This is a genomic window from Corynebacterium intestinale (assembly GCF_023574125.1).
GTDB lineage: Bacteria > Actinomycetota > Actinomycetes > Mycobacteriales > Mycobacteriaceae > Corynebacterium > Corynebacterium hesseae.
Map to the genome: position 1 here is coordinate 44,631 of NZ_JAMKFF010000003.1, position 15,123 is coordinate 59,753.

Annotated in this window: 15 protein-coding genes and 2 pseudogenes; 4 read left to right on the top strand and 13 right to left on the bottom strand. The window is 59.4% G+C overall.

The features are described from left to right. The 3 genes from dapA to dapB all read right to left on the bottom strand — a co-directional run bounded on the left by dapA (window position 1) and on the right by dapB (window position 2,476). Window positions 1–909, bottom strand: coding sequence for a 4-hydroxy-tetrahydrodipicolinate synthase (gene dapA, locus M5J06_RS04770; RefSeq protein WP_250224102.1), 909 nt, complete (start codon window positions 907–909; stop codon window positions 1–3). Between the two features lie 71 nt (window positions 910–980). After that, on the bottom strand, window positions 981–1,730 hold the full coding sequence (gene thyX / locus M5J06_RS04775; RefSeq protein ID WP_101735651.1) for an FAD-dependent thymidylate synthase: 750 nt from the start codon (window positions 1,728–1,730) through the stop codon (window positions 981–983). Next, window positions 1,730–2,476, bottom strand: coding sequence for a 4-hydroxy-tetrahydrodipicolinate reductase (gene dapB / locus M5J06_RS04780; protein ID WP_250224103.1), 747 nt, complete (start codon window positions 2,474–2,476; stop codon window positions 1,730–1,732). The genes thyX and dapB overlap by 1 nt, the downstream gene beginning before the upstream one ends. Before the next feature lie 436 nt (window positions 2,477–2,912). On the opposite strand from dapB, the gene M5J06_RS04785 reads away from it, so the two are divergent. After that, complete coding sequence (locus M5J06_RS04785; RefSeq protein ID WP_250224104.1) at window positions 2,913–4,076, top strand: HNH endonuclease signature motif containing protein; 1,164 nt, start codon at window positions 2,913–2,915, stop codon at window positions 4,074–4,076. Between the two features lie 177 nt (window positions 4,077–4,253). Then, window positions 4,254–4,644: pseudogene (locus M5J06_RS04790) on the top strand (VOC family protein). On the opposite strand, the gene M5J06_RS04795 reads toward M5J06_RS04790, so the two are convergent. Next, window positions 4,634–4,819, bottom strand: coding sequence for a hypothetical protein (locus tag M5J06_RS04795; RefSeq protein ID WP_193633923.1), 186 nt, complete (start codon window positions 4,817–4,819; stop codon window positions 4,634–4,636). The pseudogene M5J06_RS04790 and the gene M5J06_RS04795 overlap by 11 nt on opposite strands. Window positions 4,820–4,864: 45 nt before the next feature. On the opposite strand from M5J06_RS04795, the pseudogene M5J06_RS04800 reads away from it, so the two are divergent. Beyond that, window positions 4,865–5,074, top strand: a pseudogene (locus M5J06_RS04800) (AMIN-like domain-containing (lipo)protein); the annotation flags it as partial. A 117-nt stretch (window positions 5,075–5,191) separates the two neighbouring features. Here the strand turns inward: M5J06_RS04800 and M5J06_RS04805 are convergent. From M5J06_RS04805 to M5J06_RS04820, 4 genes are all read right to left on the bottom strand, one after another. Beyond that, a complete protein-coding gene (locus M5J06_RS04805; protein ID WP_070520124.1) occupies window positions 5,192–7,462 on the bottom strand; it encodes a polyribonucleotide nucleotidyltransferase in 2,271 nt (756 codons plus the stop codon). A 141-nt stretch (window positions 7,463–7,603) separates the two neighbouring features. Further along, a complete protein-coding gene (gene rpsO / locus M5J06_RS04810) occupies window positions 7,604–7,873 on the bottom strand; it encodes a 30S ribosomal protein S15 (protein WP_010190317.1) in 270 nt (89 codons plus the stop codon). Window positions 7,874–7,953: 80 nt separating this feature from the next. After that, complete coding sequence (locus M5J06_RS04815) at window positions 7,954–8,871, bottom strand: nucleoside hydrolase (RefSeq protein WP_250224105.1); 918 nt, start codon at window positions 8,869–8,871, stop codon at window positions 7,954–7,956. After that, complete coding sequence (locus M5J06_RS04820) at window positions 8,872–9,852, bottom strand: bifunctional riboflavin kinase/FAD synthetase (RefSeq protein ID WP_250224173.1); 981 nt, start codon at window positions 9,850–9,852, stop codon at window positions 8,872–8,874. 37 nt (window positions 9,853–9,889) lie between these two features. On the opposite strand from M5J06_RS04820, the gene truB reads away from it, so the two are divergent. Continuing rightward, window positions 9,890–10,783: a tRNA pseudouridine(55) synthase TruB gene (truB, locus tag M5J06_RS04825; protein WP_250224106.1), complete on the top strand. Its 894-nt coding sequence runs from the start codon at window positions 9,890–9,892 to the stop codon at window positions 10,781–10,783. Here truB and M5J06_RS04830 read toward each other — a convergent pair. The 5 genes from M5J06_RS04830 to rbfA are packed head-to-tail and all read right to left on the bottom strand — an operon-like array spanning window position 10,780 to window position 15,018. Then, a complete protein-coding gene (locus M5J06_RS04830; RefSeq protein ID WP_143335410.1) occupies window positions 10,780–11,454 on the bottom strand; it encodes a 4'-phosphopantetheinyl transferase family protein in 675 nt (224 codons plus the stop codon). The genes truB and M5J06_RS04830 overlap by 4 nt on opposite strands. After that, on the bottom strand, window positions 11,447–12,268 hold the full coding sequence (locus M5J06_RS04835) for a metallophosphoesterase family protein (RefSeq protein ID WP_070623882.1): 822 nt from the start codon (window positions 12,266–12,268) through the stop codon (window positions 11,447–11,449). Before M5J06_RS04835 ends, M5J06_RS04830 begins: the two co-directional genes overlap by 8 nt. Before the next feature lie 44 nt (window positions 12,269–12,312). Then, window positions 12,313–13,611 (bottom strand): MATE family efflux transporter, encoded by a 1,299-nt coding sequence (locus M5J06_RS04840; RefSeq protein ID WP_250224107.1) that lies wholly within the window; start codon window positions 13,609–13,611, stop codon window positions 12,313–12,315. Then, window positions 13,612–14,574 carry a DHH family phosphoesterase gene (locus M5J06_RS04845; RefSeq protein ID WP_070520110.1) on the bottom strand — a complete coding sequence of 321 codons (963 nt, stop codon included), beginning with the start codon at window positions 14,572–14,574 and terminating at the stop codon, window positions 13,612–13,614. After that, on the bottom strand, window positions 14,575–15,018 hold the full coding sequence (rbfA, locus tag M5J06_RS04850; RefSeq protein ID WP_250224108.1) for a 30S ribosome-binding factor RbfA: 444 nt from the start codon (window positions 15,016–15,018) through the stop codon (window positions 14,575–14,577). It abuts the gene before it with no gap. Window positions 15,019–15,123: the final 105 nt, after the last annotated feature.

A 15,123-nucleotide genomic window follows, 5' to 3' on the forward strand; every position in this document is an offset into this window, starting at 1 on the left:
TTAAAGGACTCCAGCCTTTTCCAAATCGTGACGGAGAACCTCAATCTCATCCGCGTCAGCCGCGGAAACCGGGAGACGAGGTTCTCCAACTTCAATGCCCTGCAGGCGCAAGGCAGCTTTAACAAGAGTTGCTCCTCCGAGGCGGCCTTGCGCCTCGACGAGCGGGGACAAAGTTTTCGCGTTGATCTCTCGCGCACGTGCGATATCACCTTCGTCGAAGGCCACGTAGAGATCAGCCAGGGCACGCGGGGCAATATGACCAATCACGGAAATAACGCCTGAAGCACCGAGGGCCAGCCACGGCAAGTTCAGCCCGTCATCTCCGGAGTACCATGCCAATCCGGTTTCCTGGATAAGCGGTGCAGCCGCTACAAGATCGCCCTTGGCGTCCTTGACGGCCTTGATGTTCGGCACTTCCGCGAGGCGAAGAAGGGTCTCCGTCTCAATCGGAATGCCCGAGCGGCCAGGGATGTCATACAGACAAATGGGGAGGTCCACGGCGTCAGCGACAGCGCTAAAGTGCGCATACACACCGGCTTGGGAAGGCTTGGAGTAATACGGAGTTACAACCAAGAGGCTGTCTGCTCCCGCATCAGCGAAAGCGCGCGCTGCTGAAATGCTGGTGGCGGTGTTATTGGTTCCCGCTCCCGCACACAATTTAGCGCGACTGCCTATCTCTTCCTTTACAGCTGCAAACAGCTCCAGTTTCTCATCCAATGACGTCGTCGGTGACTCACCCGTGGTCCCAGCCAAAATGAGCGAATCAATACCGTTATCAACCAGATGAGCTGCCAGGCGACGACCAGCGGACACGTCCAAGGCGCCATCCTGATCAAATGGAGTGACCATAGCTACGCCTACGCGTCCGAAGGTGTCGACGCCTGTCTGTGCTGTCATACCTGTGCTCATAGGCGTCAAGATTACCCGCTTTCGCCCCTATTGGCCGCATCGGGGTCGTGCGCGAGTCTCCTGCAAAGCCTTTAAGCGTACGGGCTCGAAGCCATTTCGGTCCCGTCGGACAAAGTGGTGATGTGGAAGTCGTCGAAAAGCACCGGCGATTGCTCTCTCAACAGCTTCAAGCATGTCACCGCCAATTGGCGCATCTCAGTATCAGCCTGCTCCGTTGCCCGAGCGCCGATAAAGTGGCGCCACGCACGGTAGTTGCCGGTCACTACTATGCGGGACTCTGTGAGATTAGGCAAAACCGCACGCGCCGCCTGCCGCGCTTGCTTCTTACGAAGCAATGCGTTTGGTTCTTCTTCCAGTTTGGACTCGAGGGCGTCGAGAAGCTCTTCGTAGACAAACCTCGCTTCATCGGCCGCTTGTAGCGTTAACCGCGTTAGCTGCTCATCTTCTGCAATGAACTTGGGCAGCACTACCTGTGCTTCGTCGGAGTGTACGAAGCGTTGTGAAAGCTGGGAGAAGGAGAAGTGCCGGTGGCGCACCAACTCATGCGTTGCCGAGCGCGACAGCCCTCTTATATACAGCGTCGCGGTGGCATGCTCCAGAAGCGCGTCGTGGCCCACTTCCAAGATGTGGTGTAAATAAGCCTGGTTCGACGCGGTACGAGGATTTGGCTTATCGAAGGACTCGTAACACGCACGCCCAGCAAACTCGACTAACGCCTCGCTTTCCGACGCCCCCTCGTCCGCCTTCCAATCCACCCCGCGTGGTGCATGAAACGCCGTTGCCGCGATGAGTTGGACATCAAGCTCAGAGACCTTTGCCATTACAGCCCCAGATACTTCTCAAGTCCCACGGTCAAACCTGCGTGGGAGGAAATCTCGCGCACACCAAGCAAAACACCGGGAGTAAAGGAAGAGCGGTCATAGGAATCCTGGCGGATGGTCAGGGATTGCCCTTGGGTACCGAAGATTACCTCTTCATGCGCCACCATTCCCTGCATGCGAACTGCATGGACGTGGACGCCATCAACGTCTGCACCTCGCGCACCGTCAAGGGACTGCTCGGTCTTGTCCGGCATTGCATCCAGGCCAGCTTCCTTACGAGCCTTCGCAATTCCCTGCGCAGTATGAACCGCCGTGCCGGACGGCGCGTCAAGCTTATTCGGGTGGTGGTATTCAACAACCTCGGCGCTATCGAAGAACTTCGCCGCTTGGGCAGCAAACACCATGGTCAATACAGCTGAGACAGCAAAGTTCGGAGCGATGAGAACGTTGCCAGCGCCCTCCTTCTTAGTCCACTCCTCTACCTTGGCTAGCCGCTCCTCGTCGAAGCCCGTGGTGCCGACAACAGCATGGATTCCATTGGCGATACAAAACTCAAGATTATCCATAACCGAAGCGGGCTGAGTGAAGTCGACGGCGACCTCGGCGCCTGCTTCAACTAGCTTCTCCAGCGGGGTTTCGCGATTAATTTCAGCGACAAGCTCCAGATCTTCTGCAGCGTTGACGCCCTCCACGATTGCCTGCCCCACGCGGCCCTTAGCGCCAAGGACACCCACCTTGATAGTCATTCACAATCCCTTCATACGTGTTCATACGGTTAGCTGTGCCCAGTCTATCCCCGCCGCCGGCAGGGTTTGGGACAGGGCAGAGAGGGCCGCCATAAACCTCGACCAATTGCGTAGTTCACTGGCGTTTAGGCGGTTTTACAACCTGCCACATTTTTATCGCACATACACTCTATTTTGACGCGGATACCCCCGTTTATAGTAACGACTTGACGCGAATTCACTACCGGCTATAGCCATGTGTGGTGAGGGTCGGTAGAGTCATTGTTAGAACATTTCTGCTAACTCATGTTTCTCGGGGGAGACATTCATGACTACCACCGCCACGCACCCTTCAACCTCCTCTTCTTTCTTCTTCTCAACAACGAACCCGAATAATCCACACGCTATAGCCCGCGCGGCAGCCCGCCGAGCCACCTATGAGACGTGGGTGGGTGCTATGCCCAGCCTGCAGGCAGATATCAACACCACCGCTTTAAGCTTGGTGGCTGCCTGGTCGCTGCCCGAAGGCCACATCAAATCCGGACTGCGTGCTATCCACCGGCTTGATAGCCTGCCGAAAGTCAAAGCCATACAAGACACCTCGTGCCTTTTGGATATTGAATCCCTCATCGCTATTGACCAACCCATGTCGGCACTAACCGGCTTGACCGCGGAAACCTTGGATTTCATCGACGCCATCTTGGCCGACTTCTTCACCCCCACCAAGGCGAATCAGGCTTTTCCTACCCGCAGCCAAATCAGACGCAAAGTCCGCGACATCTGTAAAACCCTGGATGACTCCATTGCTTTTCGCGACACCCGCCCCAAGGATGCCTACCGCTTTTCTTCCAACGGAACCTCTGCCTGGCTGGAACTCCAGGTTGGGGAAGACACCGGTATTAAACTCGATGCCTTCATCCACACAACCGCCGCAAAAGAAGGAATCACTGTTGCTGAAGCGGTCATCAAACTCTTAAGCGGCGAAATACAACCACCAGCCACCGTAGTCTTACACACCTACCAAGCCTGCGATATCGACAATGCCCCAACCTTCATTGAAGGCTTCGGCTGGCGCCAAGAAGCCATGCCGCATGATAAAACCCGGGATCTAACCGGTGACATCGACGAAGCAGACGGCTACCAACCGGGCCTGATTATGCGCAAACACGTCGAAGGCCGTGACGGAACCTGCCGGGTCGGTGGGTGTGAACAACCTGCCTTTCTTACCCAGCTTGACCACCGGCACAACTGGGCTGAAGGCGGGCCAACACATCCGAAGAACCTGGCATGCTTATGCCAAGGACACCACAACATGAAAACCGATGGCACCTTAAAATACCTGCTGGACCCCTACAGTGGGGATGTTATCTGGCTTTTCGCTGACGGTACCTGGACCATCAACGAAGCAGAAGGCCCCCTGGCACCCAAGCAAAAACGGTGGGCACAAACAGTCGCCCAACACATCACCGCCACCAGGAAACGTGTACGCGAACAAGCCCAACACCTCAAACAAGAACTCGACGACTACCACGCACAACAACAAGCCAAAACCAAAGCCGACGCCGAAGCCGAAACCCAGACCAACACCGACACTGACAACGGCGAGGACATCCCCTTCTAAACCCCGAGTCGTCGAATCAAACGACGACACCACTCCAAACAACCGAAAGGACAAGAAACCAAGAACACACCCACCGTCGAAAAGAACGACGACTGTATCACTCAGCCCTAGTCAGGTCTCCCCTGCTGCAGGCAGGGCCGCCGGCGTGGTTTCGTCATGCTCGTTAATATGGGGCGAATACAGATCTACATTGCTTCAGTACCTGTCGATGACGTTGCTCGCGCGCACGACTTCTATGTCAATACGCTCGGCTTTCGAGTCAAGGACTGATGTTACCCACGGAGGCTTTCGGTGGCTCACGGTGACCAATGCTGAAGGTCAGGGAAATACGGAGCTCCTCCTCGAGTCTAAGGCCCACCCGGCGTCCAAGGACTACGCAGCAGCGCTCAAGGCCGATGGCATTCCTGCCACCCAGTTCTTGTCCGCAGACGTGGAGAAGGAATATAGGGAGCTCACTGAAAAGGGCGTGGATTTCACTATGGAGCCCACCGACGTCGGCCCCTCTATCATCGCTGTCTTCGATGACACCGTAGGAAACCTCATCCAACTGGTACAGCTTAAGAGATAGCGAAATTGTCGCGCCTAGTTTCTTCCGCTTCCATCGTCGCAATCATCACCGCTGTATGTATCATGCCGCTGGGCGGATGCGCGGATCGCGGCGCGGATACTTTACCGGCGCCGCTGGTCAGCACGATTCCGTCGAGCACAGGAACCGCCGATGCACCGCAGCAGTCCAGTGACACGCAAGCACCTCCTTCCCGGCAGGTAGCCAATGCCGCTGCTTTTAAGGAAGCGCTTTTCTCAACCTGGGAATCGAAGGCACCCCGTGGCCTTCCACTCCCCAGCTTGAAGAAAAATATATGAAGCCGGGAAATACACCTGGTGCCGGCGTGGTGAGCGAAGTCGTATACACCACCTCATTCGAGGCACAAACCCAACTGGTCATTGGCCTGAACAAGAAGACGCCGTATTCGGCGACTTTCCTTGAGCACCCCTAGCGCTTGGTACTCGATTTCCAAGAATAGCGGCCGCAGCAACGCTAAGGGCCCTGCCTCAGCTACTTAAGAGCTGGGTGGCAGGGCCCTCGTCCTAGTAGTTCCTAGGCGATCTGAGGATTAGTCCTCCTCAACCGGAACCAGGGAAATCTTGCCGCGGTTATCAATGTCCGCGATTTCAACCTGGATCTTGTCACCAACGTTGACGACGTCCTCGACCTTTTCGATGCGCTCGTCGCCGCCCAGCTTCGAGATGTGCACCAAGCCATCGCGGCCCGGGGTCAGGGAGACGAAGGCACCAAAGGCCACGGTCTTAACTACGGTGCCAAGGAAACGCTCGCCAACCTTGGGTAGCTGCGGGTTAGCGATGCCATTTACTCGCTCAATGGCTGCCTCAGCGGCTTCGCCGGTAGCGGCAGAGATATACACCGTGCCGTCTTCCTCAATGGAGACATCGGCACCGGTCTCCTCGGTGATGGCGTTGATGGTCTTGCCCTTCGGGCCAATGAGCTCACCAATCTTGTTCACCGGAATGGTCACAGAGGTAATGCGCGGAGCCAGGCCAGACATCTCATCAGGGCCTTCGATGACCTCAGCCATGGTGTCAAGGATGGCGGCACGGGCGTCGCGGGCTTGCTCGAGGGCGTCGGCAAGCACGTGCGAAGGAATGCCGTCCAATTTGGTATCCAGCTGCAGTGCAGTGATGAACTCGGAGGTGCCGGCGACCTTGAAGTCCATATCGCCGAAAGCGTCCTCAGCGCCGAGAATATCGGTGAGCGCCACGAACTTTTCCTTGCCATTGACCTCACCGGAAACAAGGCCCATGGCGATACCTGCCACCGGTGCCTTCAGCGGAACGCCCGCGTTGTAGAGGGACAGGGTGGATGCACAGACGGAACCCATGGAGGTGGAACCGTTGGAGCCGAGGGCCTCAGAAACCTGGCGGATGGCATAAGGGAAATCCTCGCGGGACGGGATAACCGGCAGCAAGGCACGCTCAGCCAGAGCACCGTGGCCGATTTCGCGGCGCTTCGGGGAGCCCACACGGCCGGTCTCACCGGTGGAATACGGCGGGAAGTTGTAGTGGTGCATGTAGCGCTTGGACTCCACTGGGGTCAGGGAGTCGATCTGCTGCTCCATCTTCAGCATGTCCAGGGTGGTCACACCCAGAATCTGGGTCTCGCCACGCTCAAAGAGGGAGGAACCATGGGCGCGCGGAACGAGATCGACCTCAACGCCGAGGTCGCGGATATCGGTGACGCCGCGGCCATCGATGCGGAATCCTTCAGTGAGGATCTTGTTGCGGACGATGGCCTTCATCACGGCATTGAATGCGTTGCGAATCTGCTTGGAGGCATCGGCCTCGTCAAGGTCATCAAAGTCCTCGATGAGCTGTGCCTCAACCTGCTCCATGTAGTCATTGGTAGCATCGTCGCGGTCCTGCTTGCCCGGGATGGTAAGCAGCTTCTCCAGCTTCTTGGAGGCAGCCTTTTCGACAGCAGCGTAAACATCATCACCATAGGCCGGGAAGAGCGGGAATTCCTGGGTCTCCTTGGCGGCGCGCTCGGCCAGGCCTGCCTGCGCTTCGCACAGGGTCTTAATGAAAGGCTTGGCAGCCTCAAGGCCCTCAGCCACGGTGGATTCCTGCGGAGCCGGGGCACCTTCCTTGATGCGCTCGGCCACGTTCACGCCGGCACCCGCCTCCACCATCATGATGGCGACGTCGTCCTTGCGGCCCTTCTTCACGATGCGGCCGGCAACGACCATCTCGAACAGGGCACGCTCGTGCTGCTCGTTGTTCGGGAAGGCCACCCACTGTCCCTTCGGGTGCTTGTCATCGGCAATCAATGCCATGCGCACGCCACCCACCGGGCCAGAAACCGGCAGACCGGAGAGCTGAGTGGAGGCAGAAGCACCGTTGATGGCAACGACGTCGTAGTACTCCTCCGGGTCCATGGAGAGAACCGTGACAACGACCTGAACCTCGTTGCGCAAGCCCTTGACGAAGGTCGGGCGCAGCGGGCGGTCGATGAGGCGGCAGGCCAGGATAGCTTCGGTGGAAGGACGGCCCTCGCGGCGGAAGAAGGAGCCCGGGATCTTACCCGCGGCGTACATGCGCTCTTCCACATCCACGGTCAGCGGGAAGAAGTCGAAGCCCTCACGCGGCTGGTTGGAAGCGGTGGTCGTGGACAGCAGCATGGTGTCCTCGTCCAGGTAGGTGGTCACGGAGCCACCAGCCTGTCGGGCAAGCTGGCCCGTCTCAAAACGGATAGTACGGGTGCCGAAATCGCCGTTATCCAGGGTGGCGATGGCCTCGGTAATGCCGTAGTCCTCGTCGATTGCGAACTCGACGGAGTTGTTCGTTTGATTCTTAGCGTTCTTAGCGCTCATATATGAAACTCTCCTTGGAGCTGTCATGGCGATCTTCGGTGCCGCCTCTTCTTCGATGTTTTCTGACAACGCCCAAGGATTTTAGCAGATGGGACAAGAAAACCCCCGCACACTTGGTGCGGGGGCTAAAAAGTCGAGCGCTTAGCGGCGCAGACCCAGGCGAGAAATCAGGTCGCGGTAACGGTCAACGTCGTTAGCAGCCAGGTACTTCAGCAGGCCACGACGGCGACCAACCATGAGCAGCAGACCACGACGGGAGTGGTGATCGTGCTTGTGATCCTTGAGGTGCTCGGTCAGGTTGTTGATGCGGGAAGTCAGCAGCGCAACCTGTGCCTCCGGGGAACCGGTGTCGGTCTCGTGCAGGCCGTACTCCTTAAGGATTTCAGCCTTCTTCTCGGTGCTCAAAGCCATGGAAAAATCTCCTATTGTATTTCAGTCCACATGAAATGTTGCGCCTAAAAAGCGCTGCCCGTGACTACTGTGGACCGCAGTCAGCAAGCCGAAGTAGAAGTATAGAGGCTGCCCAGCTTCGACATCAAATCCTCGACGAAGCGCGCGTCGTCGACAGCAACGGCCACGCGGGTGGTGGGATTCTCGAGGCGCTCAGGGTCACCGATGGTGCGCCCGTTCTCCTCACACCGCAGATTGAGGTCGAGGCATGTGACCAGCGAAGGATCCGCTGCCACTGCCACCGCCAAGGGATCGTGGAGCCCACAACCGCCGAGATGCGGAGACGTCGTTTTATAGGCGCGGATGTAGTAGTCCACGATGTCCGCGTAGATCCGGCCCGTCCGCGTGCCTCGCCACTGCTTCGTATGCTCCCTGGTGAGCAACGTGCGCAACGTGACATCGAGCCCCACCATCGTGAGGTTCTGTGCATGGCGGAAGACATAGTCCGTGGCTTGGGGATCTTGGAAGACGTTGGCCTCGGCATAAGGAGTGACGTTTCCGGGTACGGCCAACGCGCCACCCATCATCACGATGCGGGCGTTGCGGGCAAAGTCCGGGTCCTCGCGCATGGCGGCCGCAATGCTTGTCGACGGCCCCGTCGGCACTATAACCAGGTCCTCGCCATGCTCACGGACCGAACGGACAAGAAAACCCACCGCATCCTCGTATGCCTTGCGGCGCGGCGGTGGCAAGAGAACCTCGCCGAGGCCATTGCGTCCATGAATGAACGCCGAAATGGGAGCCACGTTAAAGCCTGGCCGGGTCGGGCCGGAAAAGACGGGGACGTCCGAGGCGTCGAGAAGCTCGAGCAACGCCAGCGAGTTGCGCACTCCCAAGGCCACCGGCACGTTGCCATAGGTGCCGGTGACCCCGATCAGCTCGAGGTCAGGGTGCGCAACGGCATAGGCGAGCGCAAGGGCGTCGTCGATTCCTGTGTCGAGGTCGAGGATGATCTTCATTTAGGCCTCACGGGCAAGAATCTCACGAACTCGGGCGACGTCGCGCTCCATAGCCGCTAGGAGCTCCTCAACGGAGTTGAATTTCTCCATGTCGCGCACGTGATCGACAAAATGCACGGTGGCCTCGTGGCCGTAGAGGTCGGCGTCGCGGTCCAGCACGAAGGACTCTACCGAACGCTCCTCGTCGCCGAAGGTGGGGTTCGTGCCCACCGAAATGGCCGCTGGATAAGCAACGCCGGGTTCCATGTCTCCTTCCAAAGGGGCGCCGGTGGGCTCGACCACGAACCAGCCCGCGTAGACGCCATCGGCTGGGATCGCGACGGATTCCGGGAAGTACTGGTTGGCGGTCGGGAAACCGAGTTCCTTTCCGCCGCGCCCCGCACCGCGCACGACGGGCCCAGTCACCGTGAAATGACGGCCCAGCGCCCAATTCGCGCGCGCGATATCGCCCTTGGCAAGAGCGGCGCGGATGTTAGTGGAGCAGATGCGCTCGCCGTCGTCGTCAAGCAAGGGCACGATGTCAACGTCGAACCCAAACTCGGTACCGAATTCCGCCAGCGCCTCCGCCGTACCAGCCGCGCCCGCGCCAAAGGTGAAGTTCTCCCCCACCACGACGTGTTCCACATGCAAGCGCCCCACAAGGAGGTCCGTCACGTACTCGCGCGGCTCGACACCCCGGAGCTCCTCAGTAAAGTCGATGACGAGCACGGCCTCGATGCCCATTTCTTCCGCCAGTTGCATGCGGCGCTCAAAAGTAATGACGGACAACGGCGCGCGCTCCGGAAGGAACACCGAAACTGGGTGCGGATCGAAGGTCACCATGACCGCACTATGACCGTGGTCGCGCGCGTGCTCGACGGCCTTCGTCACGAGCTGCTGGTGGCCGCGGTGCAGGCCGTCGAAGACGCCAATTGTCACCGACGTCGGACCGAGGTCAGCGGGGATGCTATCGATTCCGTACCAAATATCCACGGGCACCATGCTATCCCACAGCAGACGGTGCCCTAGACTGCAGGGCATGACTGATCCGCTCGAACGTTCTGGCCTCGTGGTCGTCGACAAGCCCGCCGGCATGACATCGCACGACGTCGTGGGAAAACTACGGCGCTTCTTCCACACCCGCAAGGTGGGGCACGCAGGCACGCTTGATCCCATGGCCACGGGGGTGCTCATCGTGGGCATTGAGCGCGGCACCAAGTTCCTCGCCCACATGGTGGCCTCCACCAAGGCTTACGACGCCACGATTCGCCTCGGGATGGCGACCCACACCGACGACGCGGAGGGGGAAAGCACGTGGGGTAAACCGGCAACCGCTGTGGAAGATTCAGCCATTGCGCAGGAAGTTGATGCCTTGACCGGCGATATTATGCAGCGTCCGGCAGCAGTGTCCGCGATCAAAATCGATGGCAAGCGTGCCCACGAACGGGTGCGGGCGGGCGAAGAGGTTGAGATTCCAGCTCGCCCGGTCACGGTCAGCCGCTTCGATATCCTCGATACGCGGCGCACCGGAGAGTTCATTGATCTGGACGTGGCGGTGGCCTGTTCTTCGGGCACCTATATCCGCTCGCTGGCTCGGGATTTGGGGGAAGCGCTCGGCGTCGGCGGGCATCTCACCGCGCTGCGCCGCACGGAGGTAGGGCCTTTTACGCTTGACGACGCCCTCCCCCTCGACACCCTCGAGACCTCCCCGAAGCTGTCCTTGAGCCTCGACGAGGCGCTCGCTCGTAGCTATCCGGTCTTGGCGGTCACCGATGACGAGGCCCAGGCCTTGGCCATGGGTAAGTGGCTGGAGCCGCGTGGGTTGAAAGGCACCTACGCGGCCGTCGACCCCCAGGGCCGATCCGTCGCCCTAATCAAAGAGAAGGGCAAGCGCCTGGCCACGGTTTTTGTCGCTCGCCCCTCCACTCTTTAGTTCTCAAAGTTGAGCGCCGGGACGGCGGCAGAGACGATGACATAGCCGTCCCGAATAATCCAGTGGCCGGTAATGAACGGCACCGGGGTCGGTCGCGCTAGGAGGTAGGAGACTAAAGTTCCGTCGAGGCGCAAGTCAATTTCGGCCTGATCGAAATCGAGCCACCGCCGCGTCATGGGGAACCACGTCTTGTAGGTGGCTTCCTTCGCACAAAACAACAGGCGGTCCGGGCAGGAGATGCCCGCCGCGCGGAGGCGGGACAACTGCGGCATCTCCCCTGGCCGGGCGATCATCGTCAACACGTGTTCCGGCAAGGGCTCCGCTGGCTCGGCGTCGAGTCCCATCGAGCGCACGTGTGTGGTGGGCGCTGCCACCGCTGCGCGCAACCCCTCGGTGTGCGTCATCGAACCCGTGTAGCCTTCCGGCCACAGCGGCATGCCCCGCTCACCGCGCAGAATAGGTTCGTCGCCGGTGTAATTAAGCTCCTTCAGCGCGCGGTGAGCGCACCAGCGGGCATCCCCAAATTCCGACTTGCGGACATCCACGGCCTGCGAGACCACAGCGCGCTCCTCAGGGGATAGGTGATGGAAATTGAGGAGATTAGTCATCGACTCATCCGTGCGAACGTAGCAGTAGCGCGCAGACTCAGGGAAGAGGGAAGGCTCAAGCATGCTCGGCCCTCCCCGTCGTCTCATCGATGCTGAGCACCGGATACGGCCACTGCTGGAGGCCACCGTGTGCCTGCCATTCCCGCGGATACCCTAGCGAAACCTCGATGTGGTCCACGCCGTCGATATTGGCACGGTTTGGCATGTGAAGATGTCCATAGACCACGGCTTTGGCGTTGTAGCGCCGCGGCCACGAACGCGTGTGGCGGGTACCGCACCACAAGGCCACTTCGGGCCAGCGCAAGTAGAGAGTCGGCTCCTGGACCAATGGCCAGTGATTGATGAGGACGGTCTCCCCTTCCACCCGGGACAGGCGCTTAATTGAATAGGCCAGCCGGTCCCAGCACCAAGCACGCACATCGACGAAGGGGGCGATGGCAAATTCATCGGTCATGACGATTTGCTTTTGCTTTGCGCTCGCAAGCTCTTGTTCGACCGTGGTCCCCGGCGGGCGAAAGCTGTAATCGTACAGCGTAAACAGCGGGACGACGGTCACTCCTCCGAAGACCGGATAAGGATCCTCTGGGGTAATCACGCCGATCTCACGGCAGCCTTCAACAAGCCGGTCGTATTTTGCGCGCCCCTTAAATGCATCCTGTCCCCGAGAAAAGAGCTCATGGTTGCCGGGCACCCAAATGACGGTGGCATAGCGGTTCTTCAGCCGCGCCAAGGTGTTGATCACCAGGTCAATGCGCTCGGCAACGTCCCCTGCGACAATCAACCAGTCATGGGGATTCGGTGGCACGAGTTCATCGATGCGCTCACCGTTGACTCGCACCGCCGCGTGGAGATCGGAGACGGCCCACAGAGTGGTCATAATGCCTCCTTCACACGAACATTCCCTCTACTTCTACCACAGGCTTAGACCCGCGCCCACCGCATCGAGCGAAAGCGCCAGACGACGCCTACCATGCGGATGAAGATGAACGCGGCGATCCCGCCCCATACTCCACTAAGCCCGGTGCCTAGAGCAAAAGCCAACCAGACGCCGGGAAGGAAGCCTAGAAGTACCGCCGCCAAGGTCAGCGTGCGAAGAAACGCTGCATCCCCAGCGCCGAGGAGAACGCCGTCCAAGGCGAAGACCACCCCGCCGATGATGACGAGGAAAGTCATAACCCACCAAGGCCCGGAGATCACCTCGAGGACTTCTGGGCTCGTGGTGAAGATCCGCGGGATGATCCCGGAACCAAGCGCAAGAATCACAGCAAGTCCAAGGGAGAAGGACGTCGAATAGAGCGTCACCTTAGTACCCACCGTGCGGGCATAACGCGCTGAGCCTGCACCCAGTGCCGCGCCGGTCAAGGCCTGGGCGGCGATTGCCAGTGAATCCAGCACAAGGGACAAGAAGTTCCACAACTGCATCAAGATTTGATGCGCGGCCAGTTGTGCGGTTCCGATGCGCGAAGCCACAGCTGCTGCGGATAGAAAGGCCACTTGAAAACTCAAGGAACGCACAATGAGATCGCGCCCCAGCACGAGCTGCCGGCGTACGACGCTCCAACGAACTTCCCATGAGCCGGTATGTTCGCGGCGCAGTTCCCTGAGAAAGAATGCCGCGATGATTCCCATCCCCAGCACCGTGGCTAAGGCTGACCCCTGCAGCCCCCACAAGTGCACGAAAATAGGCACTGCACTAGCGCCAGGGATCATGCCGGCAAGTGTGAAATACAAGGGCTTGCGGGTGTCTTGTACCCCTCGCATCCAACCGTTACCAGCCATCGTGATGAGGGTAAAGGGAATCGCGATGGCGGCGATGCGCAGCCACTGTGCGGTTCCCTTCGCCGTTTCGGGGTTGCCGGTCAACCAGGAGGCAAAGCCCCCGGCGAAGAGCCACATAAGGACCGCTAGGACCAGGCCGACGCCAACCGCAACCCACGTGGCCTGAACGCCTTCGGCTACAGCTTCCTCACGTTTGCCTGCGCCGAACAAACGCGAAGCACGCGCGGTTGTGCCATAGGACAAGAAGGTCAGCTGGGTAGTGACCACCGAATGGATCGTGGCCGCAGCCCCCAGCGAGGCCAGATCCTGCGCGCCCAACCGTCCCACTACCGCGGTGTCCAGAAGCAAATACAGCGGCATGGCCGCTAAGACACCCAAAGCGGGCACGGCAAGGCGGAAGACTTCCGCCGCAGAAACCTTGACGGGTTGCTCGCAAGCCATTTAAGACAACACACCTACCAGCTGCGCAATAACCTCCTCAGGCGTGCCGTGCGCGGTATAGCCGGCGGCTGGAATATGGCCTCCTCCGCCAAAGGTGAGGGCCACCTCGGCACAGTTCACTGCTGAGGAGCGCAAAGACACCGCCCACACTTCAGGGGCCTGTTCCTTGAACACAACCCCGATGTCTGTGCCTTTCAGGGCGCGGACATAGTCGACGAAGGACTCGATCGCGGAATCTGCGTGCGTACTGACTTCCTCATGCGGCACGAAGAGGACAGCGAGGCGGTGCTCTCCCGCTGCCTCGATCCTGAGGCCCGAGAGGACGCGACCAATCATCTGCAGGTCATCGGCGGTGCTGGCATCCATAAGCTCCAACGCGATCTGCTTGGTATCAAGCCCATAGAGCATCAGGCGCGCGGCAATATCGTGCATCGCTGGGCGGCCCCACCGGAAGTTACCTGTGTCGGTCACTAGCCCGGCGTACAGACAGTGCGCGATGACGCGATCAATCTGAATGGACAGCCTATCTAAGATATCGAGCAACACCACCGTGGTGGACTCGCACACCGGATCCACAACATTGATCGCACCAAAGCCATCGTTCGAAGCGTGGTGATCGATGCACAGGACGCGCCCAACGGCCGCCATCTCCTCAATGCCCCGTGCTACCGATCCGGTCCGGTCGATCGATCCGCAGTCCACAGTGACATAAAGGTCATAGCCCTGCGGGAGCTCATCTACCAACTCGATTTCATCCACGGTGGGAATCGAAAAAAGGTTGGCGGAAATGTCTCGGCGCTGGCCAATCACGGTGCGGGTCTGCTTACCGCGCTGACGAAGCGCCAACGTGAGGGCCGCCGCTGAGCCAACGGCGTCGGCGTCGGGGCGCAAGTGGGTGATGATGCAAATGCTGCTGGCCTGTACCAGCGCATCAACTGCGGCTTCGTAGTTGGTTCGTGACACTTAGTCTTCTTCCTCATCCGAGGTCTTATATGGGTTCGCATCCCCGGCCGGCTTCGCGGTTTCCTTCAGCTTGGCCAGTTCTGCATCGCGTGCACGTGCGCGTGCAAGCACATCCTCCATGTGAGCGGAGGCTTCAGGGACGGTATCGAGCTCAAAAGACAAGGTCGGGGTAAAGCGAACGGACAGCTCATCACCCACGATCTTGCGCAATTGGCCCTTGGCCCTCGTAAGAGCTTCGGCCGCCTGGTCAAAATTCGGCTCGGAATCAATATCCGTTCCGCGCACCGTGTAATACACGGTGGCATCGTGCAGGTCACCCGTTACGCGGGCATCTGTGATGGTTACCAGTTCAAGGCGGCGATCCTTAATCTGGCGTTCAATCGCACTCGCAACGATTGTCTGAATGCGCTTAGCCATGCGTGCGGCGCGTGCGTAATCAACCATGGTGAAGCTCCTTTGCGTACGGTTACTGGCAACTAGTCTAGGATACCGATTCGACGCCGTTCGGCCGAAACGACTAAAGCCCAGCCAGAATATTTACTGGCTGGG